We start from the raw sequence: 22,865 nt of genomic DNA on the forward strand, positions 1-22,865 counted from the left end.
AAGAGAACGATGTCCTCCCCCACCTCCTCCACCCCCAAGTCTTCGCGATCGTCTCTCATCGCGATCATCGTCGCGCTCGCCATCGGAGCCCTCGTCGCACTCGCCGGGAGCCAGGGCGGTGCGGCGATCGGCGGCATCCCGCTGTTCGCCCTCGCCGTCGCCGCGGCATTCGCCATCCAGGTCATCGCGTTCATCCCGGCGATGATCCTGCGCACCGAGCGGTTCTTCGACCTCACCGGCAGCCTCACCTTCCTGGCCATCTCGGTCGCTCTCGTGCTGCTGACGCCTATGCCCGATGCGCGCAGCTGGATTCTCGCGGCGATGGTGATCCTGTGGGCCGTGCGCCTCGGGTCGTTCCTCGCCCTGCGCGTGCACAAGGCCGGATCCGACGGCCGCTTCGACGAGATCAAGGGCTCGCCCGTGCGCTTCCTGCAGGTGTGGGTGATCCAGGGTGCGTGGGTGTCGATCACGGCGGCGGCGGCATGGATCGCGATCAGCACGGATGCTGCGGCACGAGCGCCCATCGGATGGCTGACCGTCGTGGGCATCGTCGTGTGGCTGCTCGGCATGACCATCGAGATCGTCGCCGACGCGCAGAAGTCGGCGTTCCGCGCCGACCCGAAGAACAAGGACGAGTTCATCCGCACCGGCCTGTGGTCGCGCTCGCGGCACCCGAACTACTTCGGCGAGATCGTCATCTGGGTGGGCGTGTTCCTGACCGCCGCACCCGTGCTCGCGGGGTGGCAGTGGGTCGCGATCCTGTCGCCGTTGTTCGTGATCCTGCTGCTCACCCGCGTGAGCGGCATCCCACTGCTCGAAGCGCGCGCCGAGAAGAAGTGGGGCGACCGCGCCGACTACGTCGAGTACCGCGAGAACACGCCCTCCCTGGTCCCGCGCCTCACCCGGCCTGCCGTGCGGGAGCGTGCTGCGTAGAAAGCGCGGAGACCGGGTTCACGCGCAGGCAGCCGCCCTCAACGCGCGCAGATTGTCGTCGACCGTCCGGATGACATCTTCCGCCGTCGTGTCTCCCGGCCGTCGACTGACCTTCAGCCCGAGTCGCTCGACCTGACCGGCGGAGGCGAGCGCGGCGGCGACATGGGCCGCATCCAACAGCGAACCGGATGCGGGATCCGCTGCCGCGAGCGGCAGGTGCCCGTCCGTCCAGGCTGGGCCATAGGGGCCGTCGATCGCTGCCGACCCCGAGAACGTCAGCCCGGCGAGCCGACCGGTCGCCGCCGCCTCGGCGATCTGCCCGGTCACCGCGTCGGCGTCGCGCGTCTCGATCACCGAGCGACCCCAGTTCAGCCAGAGCGCCAGCGGAGCGTCGACCGAGAGCATCGCGCCGAGCTCGTCGTCCAGCGTCAGGAAGCCCTTCTCCCACGGATGACCGGGCACCGCGGCGTCGCAGTGCTCGATGACGAGCTGGGCTCCCGCCCAGTCCCATCCGGCGATCTCGGCGAGCGATGCCGCCAGACGCGCTCGATCTCCTCCACCCTGAGGGGCGGTGTGGAGCGCGACCACCGTCACTGACGCATCGGTGTCGTGGTCGATCCGCCGCACGTCATGGGCGACCGCGCGCAGATCTGCGATGGCGGCGCGACGCCCATCCTCATCCGGGGAGGCGATGCCGTAGCGGGCATCGGCCGCGCACCGCTTCATCACCCATGGCAGCGGGGTCACCGCGAGCTCCGCCCCGACAGGCACGTGGCGCAGGAACCATTCGGAGTCATGCGGATGGATTCCGCCGATCCAGGGAACCTCGAGCCCCACGACACCGGGCAGTGTGCAGAGCGCAGGCAGAAGTTCGGCCTCGAGATCGGGATCCCAGGTCGCGTGCGCGGGAGACACCGCGTAGGAGCTGACCAGCAGCGGTGCGAGCGGCTCTTTCATGACACCAGGTGGCGGTGCGCCTGAGTGTGCCGGTAGTACTCGGCGAGCGCGAGCCCCGACGCGGCAGCGTCATCGACGAGCACGGTGACGCGTCGGTGGTGTTGCAGGATCGTCGCGGGCCATCGGGCCGACACCGCCCCTTCGACGAGCTGCGCGACGGCCTCTGCCTTCGCCTCACCGGTCGCGACGAGCACGATGCGTCGCGCGTCCATGATCGTGCCGAGCCCCTGCGTGAGGCAGTGATACGGCACTGCGTCGACGTCGCCGCCGAAGAAACGGGCGTTGTCTTCACGGGTCTGTGCGGTGAGCGTCTTCACTCGGGTCCTCGACGCCAGCGACGAGCCGGGCTCGTTGAACGCGATATGCCCGTCTGTGCCGATGCCCAGGATCTGCAGGTCGACACCGCCGGCATCGCGGATCGACTTCTCGTAGCCGGCACACGCCGCGTCGAGATCAGCGGCGTCACCGTCCGGCCCGCGCACCGCGCCGGGGGCGAGATCGACGCGCGAGACGAAGTCCTCGTCGATCACCGTGCTGTAGCGGCACGGATGCCCCAGCGGCAGTCCGACATACTCGTCGAGCATGAACCCGCGAGCGCTGGCGAGGGAGAGCTCCCCGCGCTCGACGCGCTCGGCGACCGCGTCATAGATGCGCAGCGGACTCGATCCCGTCGCGAGGCCGAGCACGGCATCCGGTCGAGCGGAAATCAGGGCGGCGATGTCGTCGGCGACGATCTCTCCGATCTGGGCTTCGGGTGCGATGACGACGTCCATCAGCTCTCCTCGGTGAGTGCGGCGACGAACCATGATGTGATGGTCGCCGGGTGGGTGATCGCGGTGCCGACGCACACGGCGAATGCCCCGGCGGCGGCCGCGGCGGCCGCCTGCGCAGGCGAGTGGATCCGCCCCTCCGCCATGATCGGGGTGCTGCAGCGGGCGGCGAGGAGCGAGATCAGCTCGAGATCCGGCCCCTCGGTCTTCGGGCGCTCCGCCGTGTAGCCCGAGAGCGTCGTGCCCAGGATGTCGACGCCGGCCTGCTCGGCAGCCAGGGCGTCGTCGAGCGAGCCGCAGTCGGCCATGATCAAGGCGTCCGTGTGCTCGCGGAGCGCCGCGACCGTCTCGGCGAGGCTCTTCCCATCCGGCCTTCGCCTGCGGGTCCCGTCGATCGCGACGACGTCGGCACCTGCGTCGGCGACCGCCTTCGCGTGCTCGAGCGTCGGGGTGATGAAGACGTCGACGTCACCGTCCTTCCAGAGCCCGATCACCGGCACGGTCATCCCGGCGACGGCTCTGATGTCATCGAGGCCCTGCACCCGGATGCCGGCGGCTCCGCCGACGACCGCCGCGTGCGCGACCTGCGCCATGGTGCGGGGATCACGCATCGCCTCGCCGGGGTAGGCCTGGCACGAGACGATGAGGCCCCCTCGCAGCTCGTCGAGGATGTCGGTGGATGTCATATCGCCCTCCAGGCGGATGCTGCGGCGCCCCGCAGGGGCGCGTCGTCACCGAGCGCGCCCGGCAGGATCGGAGTGGACTGCAGCGCATCGATGGCGTCGTCCGCGTACGCGCTCAGCATGGGCTTCCACCACGCGTCGCCGATCTTCGGCACTCCCCCGGTGATCACGATGCGCTCCGGGTCGAGGATGGTCGCGGCGCCGGCGAGCGCGCGCCCGACGGCAGCGGCGGACTCGCCGACGGCACGGAGCGCGATCGGGTCGCCGTCCGCCGCGGCGGCCGCGATGCCGCGGGCATCGGCGATGAGCGGATCTCCGCCCAGCCGACGGAAGTGCGCGTGCAGACCTATGCCGGAGCCGATGGCTTCGAGGTGACCCATGCGGCCGCAGGGGCAGCGCAGATGCTCGGCCCCCGGGGTCGGCAGGTGGGCGATCTCGCCCGCGACGTGGTGCGCGCCGCGCACGGCGCTGCCGTCGAGGATGAGTCCTGCCCCGACACCGGTTCCCACGGCGACGACGAGCACGCTGGCCGCACCGGCCGCCGCCCCGTGCCGGTGCTCGCCCTCGGCATGCGCGTCGACGTCGTTCTGCACGACGACCGGGGCGCCGGGAGCGAGCATGTCGCCCAGCGCCTCGCGCACGAGCCGGGCCACGGGCGTGCCCGGCCAATCGGCGAAGGTGTCGGTCGCCGAGACGATCGTGCCGGTGACGGCGTTCACGACGCCGGCCGCGCCGATCCCGACGCCCGAGAGACGTCGGGGTGATCCGTCGAGAAGCCTCTGCGCCAGACCGGCGACGGTCGAGACGACCACCGCCGGTCCTTCCGCTGCTCGCGTGGGCGCCGTCTCGGTGCGCAGCAGCATGTCGTCACGGTCGGCGAGGGCCGCCGACGTCTTGGTGCCGCCAATGTCGACCGCCAAGACCACGTCGCGCGACTCCGCTGACACGAGACGATGCGCTGACACGAGACCATGCGCTGATCCGAGACGATGCGCCATCAGGAGACGACGACCGGCAGCATCCCCTGCTCCGAGAGGATCTGTCGGATGCGCGTGATGGTGTCGGCATCGAGCGACTGCACGGTGTCGGCCATCGTCGCGTGGTCGATGATGCCGCGGGCGTGCATGGCGGCCTTGAACGCGCCCACTCCGGTCGCGTCACCCGAGAGACCCTGCGGTGCGAAGACGATGTCGAACGCGCGGTTGATGCGCTCCTGCTCGGTGCGCGCCTCTGTCCAGTCGCCGCGCTGCGTGGCATCCCACAGCCTGACGTAGCCCGCGGCCTCGACGTTCGCGAAGCCCGGCACCACGCCGTCCGCTCCGGCCAGCGCCATCGCGTCGACGACGACCTCGTGACCGGTGAGCAGCTGCAGCGGGCGCCCGGCGGCGTCGTTCGCGGCGATCAGACGGCGGAACGAGACGTCATCGCCGGAGGAGTCCTTGACCCCGTGGATGACTCCCTCGGTGCCGAGTCGCACGAGCAGGTCGATGCCGAGCTTGGAGTGCACCCGCACGGGCACGTCGTACGCCCACAGCGGCACGTCGATCGCCGCGGCGATCGCCCGGAAGTGATCGGCGACCTCTGCGGCGGAATTCAGAGTGTAGAGCGGTGCCGTCGTGACGATCGCCTGTGCGCCGGCCGCCACCAGACGACGCGCGGTCTCGATGATGCGGGGAGCAGTCAGCTCGATCGCACCGGCGATGATCGGCACCCGACCGGCGTTCACCCTGACGATCGTGGTGAGCAGCTCGACGCGCTGGTCGTCGGTGAAGTAGGCGGTCTCGCCCGTCGACCCGAGCGCGAACAGCCCCGAGACGCCCTCGGCGATCAGTCGCTCGACGAGACGCTCGAGCGAGACGTGGTCGATCGTGCCGTCGGGCAGCAGCGGGGTGGCGACGGGCGGGATGACACCGGTGAAGGTGACGGAGGAGGATGCAGCAGTCATTGTGTTCCGGTCGTTTCAGTTGGTCGGTTCGAGCAGCGAGGGCGCGGCGCCCAGCAGCGTTCTGGTGTAGTCGTCGGAGGGCGCCTCGAACACGCGGGCGGCATCGCCGAACTCGACGACCCTCCCCCGGTTCATCACGGCGATCTCGTCTGAGAGGTAGCGGACGGTCTGGATGTCGTGCGAGATGAAGACCATGCCGAGGCCGAGCTGCTCCTTCAGGTCGGTGAGCAGGTTGAGGATCTGAGCCCGCACCGAGACGTCGAGCGCCGAGGTGGGTTCGTCGGCGACGATCACCTGCGGATCCAGCACCAGCGCCCTCGCGATCGCGACACGCTGACGCTGACCGCCGGAGAGCTGGCTGGGCAACGCCTCGAGTGTGGAGGCCGGCAGACCGACGAGTCCGATCAGATCGCGCACCTTGCGGTCACGGCTCGCCGGCGTGCCGAGCCGGTGCACCTGCATCGGGTCGAGCAGCGCATCGCGCACGGTCATCCGGGCGTTCAGAGCCGTGGCAGGGTCCTGGAAGACGACCGACAGGATCCGCCCGAGCCGTCGGCGCACGGCCGGCGTGAACGAGGTCACCGTCTCGCCGCCGAACACGACGCGGCCGCTGGTCGGCTTCTCGAGGCCGACCAGAACCTTCGCCGAGGTGGACTTGCCTGAGCCCGACTCGCCGACGATCCCCAGCGTCTGCCCCCGTTTCACGGTGAGCGAGACGCCGGCCAGTGCGCCGACGTACTTCGGCGTGAACAGCGACGACGCACGCGTCTTGTAGCGGACGTGCACGTCCTCGAGCTCGATGACGGTCTCGCTCATCGTCCTGCTCCGATCGCATCGATGGGCGCATCGTCCGGATGCGCCGAGTAGTAGTGCTCGGTTCCCTCGATCCGTCGGCGCACCGGCGCGACCCCCGCGTAGCGGTCCGGGTCGGACGAACGAGGAGCGAAGCGGTCGCCGGCGGGGAAGTCGCGCGGCGACGGGACGACGCCGGAGACCTGGTGGAGCCTGTCGGAGCCCGCCTCGATCGACAGCACGGCCCCGAGCAGCCCCTGCGTGTATTCATGCACCGGCTGCGTCAGGATCTCGCGGGTCGTGCCCTGCTCGACGACCTGACCGGCGTACATCACCGTGATGCGGTGGGTGAGCTCTGCGACGAGCGCGAGGTCGTGCGAGACGAAGACGAGAGCGAAGCCGAGCTCGCGCTGCAGCCGCATCAGCAGTTCGACGACCTGCGCCTGCACCGTGACGTCGAGGGCCGTGGTCGGCTCGTCGGCGATCACGAGGCGCGGGTCGCGGGTGAGCGCCATCGCGATCAGCACGCGCTGCCGCTGACCTCCCGACAGCTCGTGCGGATACGAGGCGAGGGTGCGCGCGGGGTCGAGACCCACCAGCTCGAGCAGGTCCTCGGCTGTGCGGGTGCCACCCCGCGAGGTGAGCTGCTTCATCTGCGAGCGGATGAGCATCGCCGGATTCAGCGAGCTCAGCGCATCCTGATAGATCATCGCGATGTCGTGGCCCCGCAGCGCGTTGCGTCGCTTCGGGGTCATCTGCAGCAGATCCTGGCCGTCGAAGAGGATGCGCCCTCGAACGTCGGCCTTCGGGTCGAGCAGGCCCATGATGGCCAGCGAGGTGATCGACTTGCCGCAGCCCGACTCGCCCACCAGCGCCATGGTCTCGCCGGGGCGCACCGTGAAGCTGACATGGTCGACCACGTCGACGTCGCCGTGCCTCGGGAACGAGATGCAGAGGTCCTGCACATCGAGCAACGGGGTCTCGTCGCCCGCGTAGACGAGCCGATCGGTGCGGGAGAGCTCGCGCTGCCGCAGAACGGCGAGCCGCTCGGAGAGAGGCACCGCGGGTGCCACCGGCACCAGCACGTCCGGCACGCCGCTCGGAACGGAGAGATTGACGGCGGTGTCGACCGTGACGATCACATTCGTGTCGTCGGGGCCGGCGGCCGCCTCTTCGAGCTCGTGCGTCGGCTCCTCGGTGTTCGCGGCATCGGCGGTGATCTTGCGTGCCCGCGGCGACACCATCGCATCGGTCATCCCCTCGGAGAGGATGTTGAGGCAGAGCACTGTCAGCATGATGAGGATGCCGGGGAAGAACGTCGCCCACCAGGCCCCGCTCATCAGCAGGTTGCGACCGGCGGCGATCACGTTGCCCCACGACGGCTCGGGGTCGGGCACGCCCGCCTGCAGGAACGACAGCGACGCCTCGAAGACGATCGCGTCGGCGACGAGCACGGTCGCGAAGACGAGCACCGGGGCCATCGCGTTGCGGGCGACGTGCGTGGCGATGATCCTCGGAGTGCCCGCGCCCATGACCCGCACGGCCGAGACGTAGTCCTCGCCGTACTGATCGAGGATGTTCGCGCGGATGATGCGGGTGAGCTGCGGCACATAGAGGAAGGCGATCGTGAGGACGAGCACCGGGAGCGACTTGCCGAACACCGCCACGAACACCGCGGCGAGCGCGATGCCCGGGAAGGACATCACCACGTCCATCACCCGCATCAGGGTCTCGCAGATCCACCGGGGCGCGGTGGCGGCGATGGTGCCGAACACGCAGGCCGCGGCGAGCGCGACCAGGGTCGCGCCGATCCCGATCACCAGGGAGTACCGGGCGCCGTAGACCAGGCGGGAGAAGATGTCGCGGCCCTGGCGATCGGTGCCGAACCAGTGCTCCGCGCTCGGTGCCTGCACCGGGGCGCCGGATGCCAGCGGGTCGAACGGCGCGATCAGGGGTGCGGCGATCGCGGCCAGCGCGATCACCGCGAGCACCACGATGCAGATCAGGGAGCCGAGGGACAGGCCGCCGAGGCGGAGTCCCGGAAGCGAGAGTCGTTCAGTCAGTTTGCGTCGCATGTCACACCGCCCGGATTCGGGGATTGATGAGCACGTACAGGAGGTCGACGATGATGTTGATCACCACGAAGGCCAGTGACACTGCGAGTGTCACGCCCTGCACGAGATTGGGTTCGTTGTTGGTCACGCCGTTGAGGATCAGCGTGCCCATGCCGGGGATCGCGAAGATGATCTCGATCACGACCGCCCCGCCGATGAGGTAGCCGATGCGCAGACCGAGCACGGTCACGGGCGTGATCAGGGCGTTGCGCAGCACGTTGCGACCGACGACGACGGTCCGCGGGATGCCGGCGCCGAGGGCCGTGCGCACGTAGTCGCGGTCGAGCTCCTCGACCATCGAGGTGCGCACGACGCGGGAGAGCTGCCCGATCACCGGAACGGCGAGAGCGATGGCCGGCAGCGCCATGCGGGCGAGCCACCCTGCCGGGTCGGTCCACGGATCGGGCAATGGGCCGGACGCGGGCAGCACGTTCAGCCCGAGGGTGAAGAGCTGGATGAGCAGGATCGCGAGCCAGAACGAGGGCGTCGACAGCGACGCCACCCCGATGATGCGGATGAGCTGGTCGGGCCAGCGGTCACGATAGACGGCGGCGAGAACGCCGATCACGAAGGCGACGATGACGGCGATGAGGAGGCCGAGGAAGGTCAGCGCCAGTGTGACGGGGAACGCACGGACGACCTCGTCGATCACCGGAAGGCTCCGCGCCGAGTAGGTGCCGAGATTGCCCTGCAGCAGCCCCACCAGGAAGGTGAAGTAGCGCACGAGCAGCGGCTGATCGAGGCCGTACTGCTCCCGGTACGCCTGCAGCGCCTCCGGGGATGCGGTCTCGCCGAGCGCGGTGCGGGCGGGGTCGACGGGCGAGAACGACATCACGAAGAAGACGAGGAACGTGATGCCGAGGATCATGAACGGCAGCTGCAGCAGCCGTCGTCCGATGAGGCGGAGCGTGTGGGACACGTGCCGCTCCTTCCAGGTTCGGGGAGGTGTGGCGGGGATGCGCTCGGGCGCGCACCCCCGCCGTGGAGACCGGGACTACTTCGCCGCCACGCCGACGTCGAGGAACGACAGGCCGGTGGTGGGGACGGGGGCGAAGCCGATCAGCTCCTGGCTGCTCCACGCGGTGGGGAGCTTGCGGTGGAACAGCGGGTAGAGCACGGCCTCGTCGGCGATCAGGTCGTATGCCTTGTCCCACGTGGCCTGCTGCTCGTCGCCCTGCTGCTGCACGGCATCATCGAGGAGCGTGCGCAGCTCGGCGTACTCGGCCGAATCGGCCCAGTTGGTGCGAGTCTGGGTCCAGACGTTCTCGCCGTACCACCAGTTCATGAGCAGGTCGGGGTCGACGCCGAAGACCGACGGGTCTCCCGGAGCGATCGCGACCGTGTAGTCGCCGGAGTCGACCTTCTCGTACATCGCAGCGGACTGACCGATGTCGAGCGTCGTGTCGATTCCGATGGCGTCGAGCGACTCCTTGATCAAGGGCGCGACCTCCTTCACCCAGCCGGTGTCGGTGGTGAGCAGCGTGATCGAGAGGTCGTCGACGCCCGCCTCGGCCAGCAGCTCCTCGGCCTTCTCGGGGTCGTAGCTGTAGACCGTCGAGGCCTCGTTGTAGTTCGGGTAGGTCTCGGGCAGGAACGACGTGGCGGGAGTCGCGTTGCCGAGCATCCCCGTCTCGATGATCTTGTCCATGTCGAGCGCGTAATGCATGGCCTGGCGCACCCGGACGTCGTCGAACGGGGCGGCCTTCGTGTTGAACATCATGAACAGCAGCCCGAACGACTGCACGCTCTCGACATCGGCGGCGGATGCGAGCGAGTCGACGTCGATGTAGGGCACGTCCTCCATCGCCTGGATCGTGCCGGTCGACATCGCCGTGACGCGGGCTGAGGCGTCGGACAGCAGGTTCCAGTTCATCCCCGCGGCGAGCGCCGGGTGGGGACCGTTGTAGTCGTCGTAGCGCTCGAAGACGAGCTTGTCCTCGGGCACGGCGGAGACCAGCGAGTACGGACCGGAGCCGACGGGGTTCGCACCGAAGCCCTCGGGGTCTGCCTCGACGACCGCCTTGGGCACGATCTTGACGACGCCGAGGCGCTCGTCGATGAGCGAGAACGGATAGTCGGTCGTGATCTGCACCGTGTCCTCATCGACCGCGGTCACGGTGTCGATGAAGTCGATGAAGGTCCGGAACAGCGAGTTGTTGTCGGGATTCAGGACGCGCTCGTAGCTGAAGACGACGTCGTCTGCGGTGACCGGGTCGCCGTTCTGGAACGTCGCGCCCTCGCGCAGATCGATCTCGTAGGTGGTGTCATCGACCTTGGTCGGGAGGTCGGCGGCGAGTGCGGGGGCGGCCTCCTGCGTGACGGGGTCGAGGTCGACGAGGCCCTCGAAGACATGCCAGTTCGCAGAGACCGTGACGGCGCCGGAGGCGACCATCGGGTCGAAGCTGCCGTTGAGCGTGTACGAGATGCCCGCTTCGATGATCGCGTCGGGATCGACGGCGCCGGCGGACGCACCGTCATCGGGTGCGGGGGTCGCGCCGGCGGCGCAGCCGGCCAGGACGGCGGAGGCGGCGACGGTGCCGGCGACCAGTGTCGTGAATCGACCCGCACGGCGGCGGGTGACGTGTCGGTTCATGTGTGCTCCAGGGTGGGTGGGGACATCTTGAGGACATCTGATGTCTGATGTACTCTAAACACACGTTCGGTCGAATCACAAGAGTGAGATGATCGGAGCGTTTCAGTCGGGACGAGAGGGAGACCAGATGAAGTCCACCACGAGTAGGGCATCGCGGATGCGGCGCTCGACGACGGCGGATCAGATCAAGCAGCTCATCATCGCCCGCGGGCTGACACCCGGAGACCCCCTGCCGACCGAGGCCGAGCTCTGCGAAGAGCTCGATGTGTCTCGCTCGTCGGTCAGGGAGGCGATCCGCACCCTGTCGACCCTCGACATCGTCGATGTGCGGCACGGCCACGGCACCTACGTCGGCCCGATGTCACTGGATCCGATGGTCGAGGCGCTGGTCTTCCGAGGGGTCCTCTCCCCCGAGGGATCCCTGCAGTCCCTGCGAGAAGTCGTCGAGGTGCGACTGGCTCTCGACCTGTCGATGGCGGATCGCGTCGTCGCCGCCGCCCAGGTCGGAATCGGCGGAGAACTCGACGAGCTCGTCGCCGAGATGGTCGACAAGGCCAGCAGAGGCGAGCACTTCCTCGAGGCCGACCGCCTGTTCCACACCAAGCTCTTCGACGCGATCGGCAACCGACTCGTCGGGCAGCTCGTCGGCGCCTTCTGGGATGTGCACACAGCCGTGCTGCCGCAGCTCGACATCGATCAGCCCGACGACATCCATCAGACCGCGGTGGCGCACGGCGACATGCTCGCCGCCGTGCGGGCCGGCGACGTCGACGCCTATCGCGCCGCCGTGATCGAGCACTACCGACCGCTGCAGCGCGTCCTCTCTCAGGCGGAGAACTCGCACGCCTGAGCCCGCGGCGAGGAATGAACTCGCGCTAGCCGAGCAGCCACTGCTGCAGCGGGTACACGAAGTACAGAAGCGAGAAGGCCTCGTAGACCGCACCGATCACGAGCAGCGCGAGTGCCGGCAGGCTGAGCCAGCCGATGTGCTGGAGCCCACGGACGTATCCCTGCCGCCGAGTCGTCGCCTGGATCACCTGCGGCCGCAGCCAGTACTTGCCCAGGAGGAATGCCCCGAGCAGCAGCAGGATGTACGCCTGAAGCTCGATCACCAGGGTGAGCGAGTGCGGGATCAGCGCGACCCAGCCCTCCGGCGTGGCGGGCACGAGGGTCACGCCGGTGGTCACCGACCAGATCGCGAAGGTCGCGAGCCCGAGGAAGGGCACCACGAGCGATGGCAGCAGGATCGTCAGCGCTCCGAGTCGAAGCGTGTTGACGGCCAGGATGGTCAGCGCGAAGAGCCAGGGGCTGCTGAGCAGCGAGGTGACCAGTGCCGCCGTGCCGTCGTCCTCCATGGCCTGCGCCCGCCCGGCGACGAGGTCGGGGAAGAGCAGGCCGACGATGAAGCCGATCACGAACGTGCCGTAAGCGAGCGCATTGAGGAGAAGGTAGACGCGCAGATTGGCACGGATGATCCGGAACGGCTTTCGAACGATATTCACGGGTGTCCTTTCGATGCACTAACACGGCGTGTTAGTGAGTGACGCCGACCACGCTAACACACCGTGTCAGCGTGCGTGAGGGAGAATGAGAGAATGACGGTCGATCCGAGCACCATGCACACCCGGGATCGCATCCTGCATACGGCCCTGACGATGTTCGGCGAGAATCCCGGCGGGAAGCTCAGTGTGCGCGCGGTCGCAGCGCGCACAGGCGTGAGCACCGGCTCCTTGCGATTCCACTTCCCCACCCAGCGCGAGCTGCTCGACGAGGTGCTGCGCATCGTCTACGAGGTCATCGCACCGGACGACCCCATCCATGACGAGGCACTCTCACCCCGCGAACGGCTCCTCGCCTGCCTGCGCCAGGTGCTGGCGCCCTCCGGCGTCGGCGAACAGGCCAGACGCGCCGCGACGCTGCTGCATCAGACCTTCATCGAACCCGAGCTCACGGACGAGCTCCGGGACGCCTATCTTGCGAACGAGCGCATGGGGCAACGCCGAGTCGAGCACTGGCTCTCGGTGCTCGGTCGAGACGGCTCGCTGCCACCGGGCGACGATGCGCGGCGCGCGCGGTTCCTCAACACTGTGCTCGCCGGCCTCGCGCTCGAGAGGGCGCTCCCGTCGGACGAGTCGATCCTCGAAGCCGAGACGAACACGCTCACCCTGGCCGTCGATGCCGTATTCGCCGGCGCGACCTCACCTGCTGCGGACTGATCCGCTCGCACTCGCACCAGACGACGTCCCTCAGGCGAAGTCGAGCTCTCCCCGCACGATCGAGTCTCCCGAGTGCGCCGGATCGCCGTCCACCGGCTCGAAGGAGATGTCGACCAGGCGGTACTCGTCGAGGTCCACGCCGTCGGGCACACGGAAGGTGCCCGACGCGTCGTCGAGCACGCCGAGGCTGATCAGCGCCTGCCCGTCTTCGCGGATCAGCCACACCTCGCGGTAGTCGCCCTCTGCGAGCTCATCGCCTTCGAGCGTCACCGTGAGCGTGCGCCGGCCGTCGCCGTCGTCGTCGACCTCCGCCTGCCCGACCGCATCGGGGTGATCGGGGAACGCCGCGAGCTCGGCCGACGCGATCACGGCAGACGAGGGCGTCAGCGAACGGGCGATCCAGACACCGGCGCCGATCGCGACGACGAGCGCCATCGACGCGGCGAGGATCCAGACGGATGCCGAAGAGCGACGACGCGAGCGCACGCGAGCACGCTGACGCGGATGCGCGGCATCCGCAGCAGCCGGCTCCGAGTCGGGCTCGGGCTCGGGCTCGGGCTCGGGCTCGGGCTCGGGCTCGGCAGCGGTGGACGCGGGATCGGCAGCGACCGCCGGGGTCAACCCGAGCTCGCCGTGGATCCGCGACCACACGTCTGTCGGCGGGGCTTCCAGGTCACCCTCGACGACGCTGGATCGAGCCACGAGCGCGACCCGGGACATATCGGCGACCTCAGCCGCGCAGGACTCGCATTCGGCGAGGTGCTGCATGTCCGCATCGGAGCCGGCCGGTTCACCCATCGCGATCAGGGCGATCTTCTCGTCATCGAGATGTGACATGGTTCACCTCCAATCGATCGCGCATTCGGGCAAGGCTTCGGCGGATATGGCTCTTCACGGTGCCGAGCGGCATCCCCATTCTGCGTGAGATCTCTTCGTGGGTCAGGTCATCGTAGAAGGCCAGTCGCATGACCGCCTGCGCGTCGGGTGCGAGCTGCTGCAGCTCGCTCGAGAGCAGCAGCGTCTCAGACAGATCGATCGACTCCGAGACGAGTGCGTCCGGCGGAGTGAGGCGCTCCATCTCGGACTGCAGCTGCTGCACCTTGGCCCGCGCCTCGAACGTGTCGGCGATCCGGCGGCGCGCGATCGTGATCAGCCAGGTCGACAAGCGCGCCTTCGACGAGTCGTATCCGGCGCGCGAGTTCCAGGCCGACACGAACGTGCGCTGTGTGACGTCCTCGGCGTCCCCCCGATCGCCGAGCGAGCGAAGCGCCAGGGTGAAGACGACCGGCGACCAGCGTCGGTAGAGCTCCGCGAGGGCCTGCTCGTCGCCTGCGACGAAACGTCGATCGAGCGCCGCCTCGGCGTCGGTGGTCTCATCCACCCGGAGTCTCCTCTCCATGGTGATCACCCCGCCTCATCGCGGGACCGCCACAGCCACCACGTTATCGCGGTAGTGGCCCGTCTGGCTGTCGAAGGGGCCGCCGCACGTCACGAGAACCAGGGCCGAGGGCCCGCCGCGCTCGAAGAGCTCAGCCGTGGGGAGCGAGGCCTTCTCGTAGTAGGTCAGGGACTGGACCACGAACTCGCGACTCGTGCCGTCTGCCGCGGTGAGACGGACGGCCTCGCCTGCGGGCACGTCCCGCAGGCGAGCGAGCGGTCCGATCGGATAGTCGACCGCGTCGACGTGCGCTGCGATCAGGATCCGGCCGCTCGTACTCGTGGCATCCGCCCCGTATCGGTACCACCCGGCGACGGCCGGGTCGGTCGGCAGCTCCATCTGTCCGGTGTCGGCGACCCCGACGTCCGTCACCGGCATGTCGATGGCGAGCGACGGGATGGTCAGACTCACGGGAGCGACGGATGCCTCCGGGGTGGGGAGAGCACCCGGCCGCACCTCGACGTCTCTCGTGGTTGTGGGGGTGGAGCTGGGAGTGGGAGGGACGGGCGGTGGAGTCGTGGGGGGCGACTCCGAGGAAGGAGGGAGTTCCGCGCCCGCCCCTCCCGGTGCGCACGCCACGAGGCACGCCGCAGTGACCAGGGCGCCCAGCGTCAGGGTGACGCGGCGCAGACCGGCTTCTCGCGGCGTGCCTCGGAGCATCAGCGCACCGTCTGGCGACGACGGACGATCAGACCCGCACCCACGGCGGCCGAGATCGCGAGGGCGACGAGACCCGCCGAGAGAAGCGTGGTCACCGATGCGTCCTGCTGGGCGAGGTAGCCCGCGGTGCCCGAGGGCACTCCGTCGGGGTTGGAGTGGAGTCCCGAGATCGTCTGCGCGGCGATCGCGAGGTTGCCGTCTTCGGCACTGCCCCAGGCGTAGACGATCGTGTTGACGCCCTCTTCGATCGCGACGTCCGCCGGGCCGATGACCGGGTCGGTCGTGCCCGTGAGTGCCACGGCGGCCGACACGGTTCCCGCGGGCAGGTCGAGCTTCGCCTCGTTCGGGTTCGTGAGGTTCTCGATCACGGGCGAGCCGCCGGCGAGGATGTCGACCGCGGGTGCCGCAGCCGTGTGACGCACCGTCAGCCTGCCCTGGCCGGGTGCCGTCTGCGAGATGTCGTTCGTGAACAGGTTGAGGCCGGGTTCGCCGGCTTCGGTCAGGTGGGCCACGGCGGTGTAGTTCCCGCCCGCGTCGAGAGCGATCGTCGCGGGTCCGAGGATGGGAGCGCTCGCGTCTGCGGCATCGGGAGCGGTGAGGGCGACCTCATACGAGCCGGCAGGCAGCTCGAGCGGACCGGCCAGGTCGCCGGGGGCAAAGTCGTCGAGGGTCAGCTCGCCGTTGACGTACACGTCGACCGGGGTGTCGGGGATCGCGTGCAACACGGAGAGCTGAGCCGCCTGGGTGGTGGCGGCGCCGGCCGGCAATGCCAGGCCGAGAGCGGTGATCATTCCGACGGCGAGGCCGGCGGCGACTGTCTTGCGCATCTGTTCCTCCTGTACCCGGACCGCCCTGTGCGGCCCTTCATAGGAGTTGTTCCCCGGGAACCCGGGTTTTGGATGCAGGTGGATGAAGATTCTTCTCAGAGCCTGTCGGCGATGGCCTCGAACGTGCGCTCAGGATCCTCGAGCCGCGTCAGTCTGCCCGCGCGGCGCGCTTCGCCTCTTGGAAGACCCGGATCGCCTCGTACCTCTCGGCCGAGCGCGCCTGTCGCTTCTCGCGCTGCTCGTCGCGGTTCTTCGGCGGCGCCGTCGTCACGAGACCGTCGAGAAGACGTCGCACGGACTGCTCGATCTCGGCGACGGCGCGGTCGAACACTTCCTGGTTCGCCCGCGACGGCGCGTTCGTGCCCGAGATCTTGCGCACGAACTGCACGGCGGCCTCGTGGCACTCGTCGTCGGTCGCGGGCGGTGCGAGGTTGTTCAGCGGAATGATGTTGCGGCACATGCCTGCCAGGCTAGATCGCTGAGCGCCGGAGTCAAGAGGTGCGGCGGAGTCAGTCCGAGCCGCTGTCGAGGAAGACCGCGACGCGGCCGCCGTCGAGAACGAACTGCAGTGCGGCGCCCTCAGGGTAGCGGTCGATCAGCTCGTCGGGAGAATCGCCGTCGATCGGCATCGAGAAGGTCGCCGGGAACGATCCGACGCTGCACGCCCCCCAGATCCGCCCGCTGACATACGACGATCCGTCGGGGTCCGCCTCCGGCGGCACGTCCTCCGTCGGGACGCCATTGAGGCAGCGATCCTCGGACGACCGATCCCCCGACTCCGAGACCCACCCGGGGGTCGCGAAGATCGTCAGGCCGTAGAACTCGACCGCCGCGACGTCCTCCTCCGCTCCGAACCACCCGGGCGGCACGGCTCCCGTGCGCGTCAGCTCGAGCGTCGCGATCTGCGGCGCGCCCGCGGCCGACGACACCGGAGGGATCGACGCGAACGCGTAAGTGATCATCGCTGCGAGTGCGGCAGCCATGACGACGGATGCCGCCCACAGCGGCGTCCGCCACCGCGCCAGGCGCCCAGGCTGCCGGGGCGCATCGATCGGAGCATCACGTGCGATCGGCTCCTCCCACGTGGCTTCGTCGCCGAGCCGGTCGAGAAGGTCGCTGCTCTCTCGTGCGGCATCGGCCGAGGGATGCACGACGCGCAGCTCGGCGGCCTCGCCATCCGCTCCGGAGTCGGCGATCGCCGCGTGATCGCGGCCCCCGCGCCGGACAGCCGCCGCACTGCGTGAGGATTCGAGCTCCTCGAGCCGCCGGGCCGCGGCGGGGTCGGTCGCGATGTCGGCATGAGGGCCGTACGCGCGAGCACGGAGCTCACGCAGCTCTTCGTCGGCGGCGGGATCCATCTCGGGCATCGTCTCATGCCCTCCTCCCCGCGCACAGCAACGGGCGGGTGGAGGTGTGAATCGCCCTCCACCCGCCCGCTGGGTGTGTCAGTTCTTGAACGTGTCCTTGACGTTCTCGCCGGCGTTCTTCGCGTCGGCCTTGACCTGATCGGCCTTGCCTTCAGCGGCGAGCTTGTCGTTGTCGGTCGCGTTGCCGATCGCTTCCTTCGCCTTGCCGGCGATGTCCTGAGCGGCGTTCTTGATCTTGTCGTCGAGTCCCATGAGGAGCTCCTTTCGTGAGGGTGATCGTTGACTGCGGGAGGATTCCCGCCGTCTTATCGCCGTTGCTCTTCGCGACCGACGATAAGTCTCTGCGTCACGACAGTCGACGCTGGTCGTGAGCGAGCCGCGCCCGCAGACCGGTGTGGATCGAGACGTAGGTCTCGGTGTCGCGGCCGGTCAGGGTGGCGAGGTTGGCGAGCAGTCGGTCGAGATGATCGACGAGCTCGCGGGGGTCGGTGTTCTGCCGAGGCGTGACCGACACGTGCAGCACCGGCGTCTTGCGGATGTCATTCGCCGTGACCTGCGCTGAGAGGATCTCGTCACGGGTGGCGAGCGAGTTCTTGACGGCATCCGACACGAACGACTCGGTGACGGTGACCCGACCGATCGGATTCTGCTCTCCCGACGAGCGGAACGCGGTCTTCGACCGACGGCCAGCGACGCTGGTGAGCGCGAGGACCAGCAGCACGATCACGACGACGATCGCGACCACCGCGCCGATGCCGATCCACGACAGGCTTCCGCCCGCGATCGCCGTGGCGGCGATCGCCTGGTCGAGCCACGAGCGCGCGTTCTCGCCGCCCGAGGTCCAGATGTCGGTCGCGGTCGGCCAGCTCATGATGGCGATGCCGAGGGCTCCGAGACCGAGGAAGAGCAGGCCGATGATGAGCAGCAGGGTGCGGTTCAGCGCACGATTCGTGTTGTTCACAGCTCGTCTTCCTTCGCGTTCGGACGCTCGATGCGCACGCGGGTGCTCACGTTGCGGGTCAGCCGGTAGGTCTGCAGCTCGGCCTCGGCGGCCGACCGGACCGCGTTCTTGTCGAGCGGGATGCCGGCCCCCGGACGCACGGTGACGTCGACGCTGCGGTGGCCGACCCCCACGGTGATGCTGTCGCGTGCCAGACCCGTCTCCTCGGAGAGGTGCTGCGCGAGGGCGCTGGCGATCACGCCGTTGTCGACGACCACTGCGCGGTCGTCGGACTCGAGGGTGTGCTTCGACAGGCGCCCCGGCGTGATGGCCAGCACCACGAAGACGATGCCGATCACAGCCAGCACGACACTGCCCGCGATCACGAGCCCCGCGGGCTGCGCGGTGGGCAGGCCCACGAGCCATCCGCCCGCCGCGGCGGGTCCGAGCAGGAGCGCCGGCTGCGCAGCGAGGCTCAGCACGATCTCGAGCCCGATGTAGGCGAGAGCGAGGACGAGGAGGATGACCGCGACGAACATCGCGACGGTGCGCGGTGAATGCGTCTCGCGTCGCACGACGCGGCGAAGAACAGGGGTGCTCATCGCACTCGTCTCCTCTCTGGGATGGTGGCACCGGTGATGGTGAGGTTGATGCGGGTGACGTCCCTGCCGAGGATTCCCGTCAGACGCTGCTGCAACTGCTCCTGCAGCTGACGGGCCCGTTCGAGCACGGGAACGCTCTGGGAGATCGCGACGGTGTCGTCGAGATCGGGGATCGGAAGCGGCGTCGCGATGCGCACGGTCATTCCTCCCGGGTGTTCGGCGACATCGACCTTCACGTCACCGCGGGGCACACCGATCAGGGTTGCGGACGCCTGTTCGGTGACCGTGCGGTAGACGCGCTCTTTCACGTCGATGCGCCCAGGGACGGTGGTCTCTCCGGTGGCGACCCGCGAGGAGCCGCCACCGGTGGCGAGGTTCTGGTCGATGCGCATCAGGAGGTGCGCCGCCCCGTGAACGCGTCTGCGAGACCGCGGACGTCGAGCTTGCCGGAGGCGATCCGGCCGATGATCGCTCCGACGCCTGCGAACAGGGCCATGAGGAGGAACCCCCAGAACCCGAACAGCAGAGCCGCCAGGGCGAGGAGCGCACCGATCAGGGCGCCGGTGGTGGTGGGGGTCATGAGACTCGCGACTCCTCGTTCTCGTTGCTGTCATCGCCGGGCACGTGCACGTCGTTGACCTCGACGTTGACCTCGACGACCTCGAGACCGACGAGGCGGGTGATCGCACCCGCGACGGCGGCGCGCACGTTGTTCGCGACCTCCTGGATGGGGGCGGGGTACTCGACGACGATCGTCAGATCTGCGGCGGCCTGCGTCTCGCCGACCTCGACCTTGACGCCCTGCGAGAGGTCGGTCGCGTTGACCGCGTCACGGATCGCGCCGAAGGCGCGTGCTCCGCCGCCACCGAGTGCGAACACGCCGGCGACCTCACGGGCGGCGATGCCGGCGACCTTGGCCACCACTCCATCGGCGATGGTGGTCTTTCCGGCGGCGTCCGAGTCGGCGGGAATCCGCGACGACGAGAAGCTCGAGGTGCGGTCGACGCGCGAGCCGGATGCGGCCGGCTTCGGCGCTGCGGAAGTCTGGGCCAGCTCCTTCTCGGCGGGGCTGGTGGGGGTGTTCTGGTCCTGAGTTGCCATGTCGATTCCTTTGCCTGAAGTGGATGCCGGCTGCGAGACCGTTCCGGCCTCACCGGGAGCGTGTCGGTCGCTCACAGATAGGACGTGCGAGGGTGCGCGTTCGTCACAAATTCGTCGCGCAGGGTCGGACAGACCCGATGGCGTGCCGATCGTGGTTGCCGTTCCGAGGTAGTGAGTGTACAGTCACTCATATGTCCTCCACGCGCAGCTCCGTCCTCTCCACGGCAGATGCCCGCCGCCCACTCGTGGCCGCGGCAGCTCTGACCGAGTTCGCGCGAGGCGGCTATCACGGCACCACGGTCGCCGATGTGGCACGCGAGGCGAAGATCTCGCCGGCGTACGTCTTCAAGCTGTACTCCGGCAAAGAGGCGCTGTTCATCGCCGCACTCGAGGCCTGCTTCGAGGCGATCCTCGTCGCACTCGCAGAGGGAGCGGATGCTGCGCCCGACCAGTCAGCCGGCAGCACGCTCGAGGCGATGGGCGATGCGTACGCGCACCTGATCTCCGACCGCACGCTGCTGATGCTGCAGGTGCACGCACAGTCGGTCGCCGACATTCCCGAGATCGGAGCCGCTTTGCGATCAGGGCTCGGCCGCGTCACGTCGTTCGCGAAGACCCGGTCGGGCGGGAGCGATGCCGAGGTGCAGCGCTTCATCGCCTTCGGTCAGCTGTGCCATCTCATCGTGACCACGCAACTCGACGGTCGACCAGAGGACTGGGCCCAGCTGCTCACCCACGGCATCCGCCACCCCGACTGACCCCGGGCCGAGCCACCGGCCCTTTTTTCTTGCCCGAAAGAGTGAGTGAACAATCACTCTCCACCCATCCGAGAAGGAGTTCCCATGACCAGCCTCACCCCGGCCACGCGAGTGACCGGCCCGCGCAGCACTCGCAGCTGGCTCGCCCTCGGCATCCTCGCGCTCGCACAGTTCCTCGTCGTGCTCGATGCCTCCATCGTCAACATCGCCCTGCCGGTGCTCGGGCGCGAGCTCGGCATGGACACCCTGGGCCTCTCGTGGGTCATCACCGCCTACGTGCTCGCCTTCGGCGGGCTGCTGCTGCTGGGCGGGCGCCTCGCCGATCGCTACGGCCACCGTCGGGTGTTCCTGATCGGCACCGCCGGGTTCGTGGCCGCATCGGCCCTTGCCGGCCTGTCGATCTCGAGTGAGATGCTGCTCGCCGCGCGCGCACTCCAGGGGGCATCCGCCGCGCTGCTCGCGCCGTCGGCCCTCGCGCTGCTGACCCATCTGTTCCCCGATGATCGCGAGCGCACGAAAGCACTCGGCGTGTGGGGCGCCGTCGCCGGCATCGGTTCCGCGGCCGGCGTTCTGCTCGGCGGCGTGCTGACCGCTTCTCTCGGCTGGCAGTCGGTGTTCTTCGTGAACGTTCCGGTCGGTGCGGTCGTGCTCATCGCCATCCCGCTTCTCATCACCCGCGACACGATGCGCGCGTCCGGCCGCCTGGACGTCGCCGGCGCGGTCACGATCACCACCGCGCTCGTCGCACTGGTCGGCGCGCTGAGCGCGGTCGAACAGCTGGGCTTCACTCATCCGCTGCCGATCGTGCTCCTCGCCGTCGCCCTCGCGCTCGGCGCCGCGTTCATCGTCATCGAGCGTCGCAGCCCCGAACCGGTGCTGCCGCTGTCGGTCTTCCGCAACCGCGACCTCGCACTCGGCAATATCGTGATGCTGCTCGCGGGTGCTGCGATGGTGGCCCTGTTCTTCGCCCTCTCGGTCTACATGCAGGCCGTGCTCGGCTACGACGCTCTCGCCACCGGGCTCACGCAGCTTCCGCTGGCCGGCGCCCTCGTGCTGCTCGCCGGAGCGGTGCCCGCTCTGATCGTTCGACTGGGCACACGCCCGGTGCTCATCGCATCTCTGCTCGTGCTCGCGGCCGGACTCGTCTGGATCGCGTTCGCCCCATCCGATGCCGTGTTCCTCACGCACCTCCTCGCGCCCACCCTGCTCATCGGCGTCGGTCTCGGTGGAGCATTCGTCGCCACCACGCAGCTGGCCGTCGACGGCGTCGAGGGCGGCGAAGCCGGACTCGCCGGCGGCCTGATCAACACCAGCCAGCAGATCGGCGGCGCAGTCGGCCTCTCGGTGCTCGGGACGATCGCGGGACTGCGGACATCCGCGCTCGAAGCGGGAGGCGCATCAGCGCCGGATGCCCTCACCGGCGGCTTCGCCTGGTTGTTCCTGTCTGCCGCGGCACTGTCGGCGATCGCGGCGCTGATCGTTGCGCTCTGGCGCCGAGCATGAGCGCTGCGGGATCGGCGGGATTCGCGCGAGGCATGGCCGCTGACGGTCTGGCCCACGCCGCCCTCGACCGCGAGGATGAGGGCATGAACCGAGACATCGCCACCGCACTGCTCGTCATCGACGCCCAGGAGTCCTTCCGTCAGCGGCCGGACGAGTGGGCGGCCACCGCCAACCCGGATGCCGTCGACAACATCTCGAGGCTGGTCGATCACGCTCGCGAGATCGGCGACCAGGTCGTCTGGGTCACTCACGCAGAACCGGGCAGCGGCGGAGTGTTCGACCCGGTCAACGGCTTCGTCCGAGTGATCTCAGACCTCGATCCGCAGGTCGACGAGATCGCCGTGACGAAGACCACCGTCAACGCCTTCACGTCGACAGACCTCGAAGAGCAGCTGCGGCAGCTCGGCGTCGGGCGCGTGGTCGTGTGCGGGATCCGCACGGAGCAGTGCTGCGAGACGACCGCTCGGATGGCGTCCGACCTGGGCTTCGCGGTCGAGTTCGTGACGGATGCCACGACGACCTCGGCTATCGAGGCGAATGACGGACTCGCGGCCGTCTCGGGTGACGAGATCATACGACGCACCGAGAGCATCCTCGCCGCGCGCGGATTCGCGACCGTCATCCGCACGGCCGATCGGGTCGGCATCTCCGCCTAGGTTGGAGGGC

At 69.0% G+C, this 22,865-nt stretch carries 28 protein-coding genes; 6 read left to right on the top strand and 22 right to left on the bottom strand.

From position 1 onward, the window contains the following. Positions 1 to 9 precede the first annotated feature (9 nt). Positions 10 to 933 carry a DUF1295 domain-containing protein gene (locus ASF87_RS05190; protein WP_056374697.1) on the top strand — a complete coding sequence of 308 codons (924 nt, stop codon included), beginning with the start codon at positions 10 to 12 and terminating at the stop codon, positions 931 to 933. Between the two features lie 18 nt (positions 934 to 951). On the opposite strand, the gene ASF87_RS05195 is transcribed toward ASF87_RS05190, so the two are convergent. The 9 genes from ASF87_RS05195 to ASF87_RS05235 form a co-directional block, all read right to left on the bottom strand. Then, positions 952 to 1,890, bottom strand: a complete 939-nt coding sequence (locus tag ASF87_RS05195) for a DUF4862 family protein (protein WP_056374700.1) — start codon at positions 1,888 to 1,890, stop codon at positions 952 to 954. Next, positions 1,887 to 2,663 (bottom strand): glucosamine-6-phosphate deaminase, encoded by a 777-nt coding sequence (gene nagB / locus ASF87_RS05200; protein WP_056374701.1) that lies wholly within the window; start codon positions 2,661 to 2,663, stop codon positions 1,887 to 1,889. The genes ASF87_RS05195 and nagB overlap by 4 nt, the downstream gene beginning before the upstream one ends. Further along, the gene (locus tag ASF87_RS05205; RefSeq protein WP_056374703.1) at positions 2,663 to 3,346 is read right to left on the bottom strand and encodes an N-acetylmannosamine-6-phosphate 2-epimerase; all 684 of its coding nucleotides are present in this window, start codon (positions 3,344 to 3,346) and stop codon (positions 2,663 to 2,665) included. The genes nagB and ASF87_RS05205 overlap by 1 nt, the downstream gene beginning before the upstream one ends. Further along, positions 3,343 to 4,308, bottom strand: a complete 966-nt coding sequence (locus ASF87_RS05210) for an ROK family protein (RefSeq protein ID WP_235558868.1) — start codon at positions 4,306 to 4,308, stop codon at positions 3,343 to 3,345. Before ASF87_RS05210 ends, ASF87_RS05205 begins: the two co-directional genes overlap by 4 nt. 32 nt (positions 4,309 to 4,340) lie before the next feature. Beyond that, on the bottom strand, positions 4,341 to 5,288 hold the full coding sequence (locus ASF87_RS05215; protein WP_056374704.1) for a dihydrodipicolinate synthase family protein: 948 nt from the start codon (positions 5,286 to 5,288) through the stop codon (positions 4,341 to 4,343). 15 nt (positions 5,289 to 5,303) lie between these two features. Continuing rightward, complete coding sequence (locus ASF87_RS05220) at positions 5,304 to 6,104, bottom strand: ABC transporter ATP-binding protein (protein WP_056374706.1); 801 nt, start codon at positions 6,102 to 6,104, stop codon at positions 5,304 to 5,306. After that, entirely contained in the window at positions 6,101 to 8,155 is a 2,055-nt protein-coding gene (locus tag ASF87_RS05225; protein ID WP_056374708.1) for a dipeptide/oligopeptide/nickel ABC transporter permease/ATP-binding protein, read from the bottom strand. Before ASF87_RS05225 ends, ASF87_RS05220 begins: the two co-directional genes overlap by 4 nt. Position 8,156: 1 nt before the next feature. Continuing rightward, positions 8,157 to 9,113 (bottom strand): ABC transporter permease, encoded by a 957-nt coding sequence (locus tag ASF87_RS05230; protein WP_056374711.1) that lies wholly within the window; start codon positions 9,111 to 9,113, stop codon positions 8,157 to 8,159. Positions 9,114 to 9,188: 75 nt separating this feature from the next. Further along, complete coding sequence (locus tag ASF87_RS05235; RefSeq protein WP_056374713.1) at positions 9,189 to 10,787, bottom strand: ABC transporter substrate-binding protein; 1,599 nt, start codon at positions 10,785 to 10,787, stop codon at positions 9,189 to 9,191. Positions 10,788 to 10,914: 127 nt separating this feature from the next. Here ASF87_RS05235 and ASF87_RS05240 point away from each other — a divergent pair, with 127 nt between their 5' ends. Then, entirely contained in the window at positions 10,915 to 11,637 is a 723-nt protein-coding gene (locus ASF87_RS05240) for a FadR/GntR family transcriptional regulator (protein ID WP_235558869.1), read from the top strand. 25 nt (positions 11,638 to 11,662) lie between these two features. Here ASF87_RS05240 and ASF87_RS05245 read toward each other — a convergent pair whose 3' ends face one another. Beyond that, positions 11,663 to 12,289, bottom strand: coding sequence for a hypothetical protein (locus ASF87_RS05245; protein ID WP_056374717.1), 627 nt, complete (start codon positions 12,287 to 12,289; stop codon positions 11,663 to 11,665). Between the two features lie 93 nt (positions 12,290 to 12,382). On the opposite strand from ASF87_RS05245, the gene ASF87_RS05250 reads away from it, so the two are divergent. Further along, entirely contained in the window at positions 12,383 to 13,003 is a 621-nt protein-coding gene (locus ASF87_RS05250; RefSeq protein WP_235558870.1) for a TetR/AcrR family transcriptional regulator, read from the top strand. A gap of 30 nt (positions 13,004 to 13,033) precedes the next feature. On the opposite strand, the gene ASF87_RS05255 is transcribed toward ASF87_RS05250, so the two are convergent. The 12 genes from ASF87_RS05255 to ASF87_RS05310 all read right to left on the bottom strand — a co-directional run bounded on the left by ASF87_RS05255 (position 13,034) and on the right by ASF87_RS05310 (position 19,938). Next, the gene (locus ASF87_RS05255; protein ID WP_056374718.1) at positions 13,034 to 13,840 is read right to left on the bottom strand and encodes an anti-sigma factor; all 807 of its coding nucleotides are present in this window, start codon (positions 13,838 to 13,840) and stop codon (positions 13,034 to 13,036) included. Continuing rightward, positions 13,824 to 14,384, bottom strand: a complete 561-nt coding sequence (locus ASF87_RS05260; RefSeq protein ID WP_157550009.1) for an RNA polymerase sigma factor — start codon at positions 14,382 to 14,384, stop codon at positions 13,824 to 13,826. Before ASF87_RS05260 ends, ASF87_RS05255 begins: the two co-directional genes overlap by 17 nt. Positions 14,385 to 14,417: 33 nt before the next feature. After that, positions 14,418 to 14,852 (bottom strand): class F sortase, encoded by a 435-nt coding sequence (locus ASF87_RS05265; protein WP_235558871.1) that lies wholly within the window; start codon positions 14,850 to 14,852, stop codon positions 14,418 to 14,420. Positions 14,853 to 15,100: 248 nt separating this feature from the next. Then, on the bottom strand, positions 15,101 to 15,928 hold the full coding sequence (locus tag ASF87_RS05270) for a DUF4397 domain-containing protein (RefSeq protein WP_056374722.1): 828 nt from the start codon (positions 15,926 to 15,928) through the stop codon (positions 15,101 to 15,103). 148 nt (positions 15,929 to 16,076) lie between these two features. Next, positions 16,077 to 16,388, bottom strand: coding sequence for a DUF2277 domain-containing protein (locus ASF87_RS05275; protein ID WP_056374724.1), 312 nt, complete (start codon positions 16,386 to 16,388; stop codon positions 16,077 to 16,079). Between the two features lie 49 nt (positions 16,389 to 16,437). Beyond that, positions 16,438 to 17,295 carry a hypothetical protein gene (locus tag ASF87_RS05280; protein WP_056374726.1) on the bottom strand — a complete coding sequence of 286 codons (858 nt, stop codon included), beginning with the start codon at positions 17,293 to 17,295 and terminating at the stop codon, positions 16,438 to 16,440. Between the two features lie 78 nt (positions 17,296 to 17,373). Then, positions 17,374 to 17,547: a CsbD family protein gene (locus ASF87_RS05285; protein ID WP_056374729.1), complete on the bottom strand. Its 174-nt coding sequence runs from the start codon at positions 17,545 to 17,547 to the stop codon at positions 17,374 to 17,376. A gap of 94 nt (positions 17,548 to 17,641) precedes the next feature. After that, positions 17,642 to 18,256 (bottom strand): hypothetical protein, encoded by a 615-nt coding sequence (locus ASF87_RS05290; RefSeq protein ID WP_056374732.1) that lies wholly within the window; start codon positions 18,254 to 18,256, stop codon positions 17,642 to 17,644. After that, positions 18,253 to 18,837, bottom strand: a complete 585-nt coding sequence (locus ASF87_RS05295; RefSeq protein WP_056374734.1) for a DUF6286 domain-containing protein — start codon at positions 18,835 to 18,837, stop codon at positions 18,253 to 18,255. The genes ASF87_RS05290 and ASF87_RS05295 overlap by 4 nt, the downstream gene beginning before the upstream one ends. Next, entirely contained in the window at positions 18,834 to 19,229 is a 396-nt protein-coding gene (locus ASF87_RS05300; protein WP_056374735.1) for a hypothetical protein, read from the bottom strand. Before ASF87_RS05300 ends, ASF87_RS05295 begins: the two co-directional genes overlap by 4 nt. Further along, positions 19,229 to 19,417 carry a DUF2273 domain-containing protein gene (locus ASF87_RS05305; protein WP_056374737.1) on the bottom strand — a complete coding sequence of 63 codons (189 nt, stop codon included), beginning with the start codon at positions 19,415 to 19,417 and terminating at the stop codon, positions 19,229 to 19,231. Before ASF87_RS05305 ends, ASF87_RS05300 begins: the two co-directional genes overlap by 1 nt. Continuing rightward, positions 19,414 to 19,938 carry an Asp23/Gls24 family envelope stress response protein gene (locus ASF87_RS05310; RefSeq protein ID WP_082508766.1) on the bottom strand — a complete coding sequence of 175 codons (525 nt, stop codon included), beginning with the start codon at positions 19,936 to 19,938 and terminating at the stop codon, positions 19,414 to 19,416. The genes ASF87_RS05305 and ASF87_RS05310 overlap by 4 nt, the downstream gene beginning before the upstream one ends. A gap of 191 nt (positions 19,939 to 20,129) precedes the next feature. Here ASF87_RS05310 and ASF87_RS05315 point away from each other — a divergent pair, with 191 nt between their 5' ends. From ASF87_RS05315 to ASF87_RS05325, 3 genes are all read left to right on the top strand, one after another. Further along, positions 20,130 to 20,696 (top strand): TetR/AcrR family transcriptional regulator, encoded by a 567-nt coding sequence (locus ASF87_RS05315; RefSeq protein ID WP_056374739.1) that lies wholly within the window; start codon positions 20,130 to 20,132, stop codon positions 20,694 to 20,696. A gap of 84 nt (positions 20,697 to 20,780) precedes the next feature. Next, positions 20,781 to 22,199, top strand: a complete 1,419-nt coding sequence (locus ASF87_RS05320) for a DHA2 family efflux MFS transporter permease subunit (protein ID WP_056374740.1) — start codon at positions 20,781 to 20,783, stop codon at positions 22,197 to 22,199. Further along, on the top strand, positions 22,196 to 22,855 hold the full coding sequence (locus ASF87_RS05325; protein WP_235558872.1) for an isochorismatase family protein: 660 nt from the start codon (positions 22,196 to 22,198) through the stop codon (positions 22,853 to 22,855). The genes ASF87_RS05320 and ASF87_RS05325 overlap by 4 nt, the downstream gene beginning before the upstream one ends. Positions 22,856 to 22,865 lie beyond the last annotated feature (10 nt).

Origin of the sequence: Microbacterium sp. Leaf161, assembly GCF_001423645.1 — a bacterium.
Classification (GTDB): domain Bacteria; phylum Actinomycetota; class Actinomycetes; order Actinomycetales; family Microbacteriaceae; genus Microbacterium; species Microbacterium forte.